Origin of the sequence: Caulobacter sp. CCH9-E1 (genome assembly GCF_001556515.1) — a bacterium.
GTDB lineage: Bacteria > Pseudomonadota > Alphaproteobacteria > Caulobacterales > Caulobacteraceae > Caulobacter.
In genome coordinates this window covers 1-1,523 of sequence record NZ_LSJA01000362.1, presented here as the reverse complement: position 1 = coordinate 1,523, position 1,523 = coordinate 1, and the positions used below count along the sequence as shown (strand labels likewise).

At 63.5% G+C, this 1,523-nt stretch carries 1 protein-coding gene; it reads left to right on the top strand.

Annotated features, from left to right (window positions below):
* Positions 1-85 precede the first annotated feature (85 nt).
* A protein-coding gene (locus AX690_RS20260) for an IS3 family transposase (protein ID WP_137803707.1) occupies positions 86-1,449 on the top strand; the annotation gives its coding sequence in 2 pieces (ribosomal slippage) (positions 86-433 and positions 436-1,449; 1,362 coding nt in all).
* Positions 1,450-1,523: the final 74 nt, after the last annotated feature.

Here is a 1,523-nt window from a genome sequence, read left to right as displayed (position 1 = left end):
TGTCCCCCGTCAGCGCCACTGGCACAGATTTGAGGTTGTGAGTTGAGGAGGATCTGGGCTTCGTCGCAGTGACGAAGGAACGAAGATGAAGCCCAGATCCTCCAACGTGAAATTGCCGGCGAAGGCCCCTGCGGAGCAGGTGGTGAAGGACATTCGACGGCAGACGCGGCGCCACTTCTCGGCTGAGGACAAGATCCGCATCGTGCTCGAGGGCCTGCGCGGTGAGGACAGCATCGCCGAGCTGTGCCGCAAGGAAGGGATCGCCCAAAGCCTGTACTACACCTGGTCGAAGGAGTTCATGGAGGCGGGCAAGCGCCGCCTGGCCGGGGACACCGCCCGGGCCGCGACCACGGGCGAAGTGCAGGACCTGCGCCGTGAAGCTCGCGCCCTGAAGGAATGCGTGGCGGACCTGACGCTGGAAAACCGTCTGCTCAAAAAAAGCATGATCGCGGATGGGGGCGACGACGCATGAGGTATCCCGCATCCGAGAAGCTGGAGATCATCAGGATCGTGGAGCAGTCGCACCTGCCGGCCAAGCGCACGCTGGACCAGCTGGGCATCCCCCGCCGGACCTTCTACCGCTGGTACGACCGCTACCTCGACGGCGGGCCCGAAGCCTTGGAGGATCGGTCCTCGGCGCCGAGCAGGGTGTGGAACCGCATCGGCGACGACATCCAGGGCCAGATCGTCGAGATGGCGCTGGAGCACAGCGAGCTGTCCCCGCGTGAACTGGCGGTGCGATTTACCGATGAACGTCAGTACTTTGTCTCCGAGGCCACGGTCTACCGGCTGCTCAAGGCCCACGACCTGATCACCAGCCCGGCCTTCGTCGTGATCAAGGCCGCCGAGGCCTTCCACACCAAGACCACGCGGCCGAACCAGATGTGGCAGACCGATTTTACCTACTTCAAGATCATCGGGTGGGGCTGGATGTATCTGTCGACCGTGCTCGACGACTTCTCGCGCTACATCATCGCTTGGAAGCTGTGCGCCAACATGCGCGCGCAGGACGTCACCGACACGCTGGACCTGGCCCTGGCGGCTTCCGGCTGCGACAGCGCCACGGTGCTGCACAAGCCCCGCCTGCTCAGCGACAACGGCCCCAGCTATATCGCCGATGAGCTGGCTCAATACATCGAGGCCAACAAGATGAGCCATGTCCGAGGCGCCCCGATGCATCCCCAGACCCAGGGCAAGATCGAGCGCTGGCATCAGACCTTGAAGAACCGCATCCTGCTGGAGAACTACTTCCTGCCCAGCGATCTGGAGGCCCAGATCGCGGCCTTCGTCGAGCACTACAACCACCAGCGCTACCACGAGAGCCTGGCCAACGTGACCCCGGCCGACGCCTACTTCGGAAGGGCCGCCGCCATCATCAAACACCGCGAAAGGGTCAAGCGACAGACCCTCGAATATCGGCGCTTGCTGCACCGCAAGCTCGCCGCCTAACATCAACCCCCAGACGAGGCCCGCTCTCCGCTAATTTACGCCCCCATCTGAGCCAAATGTCCTGACGACGGACA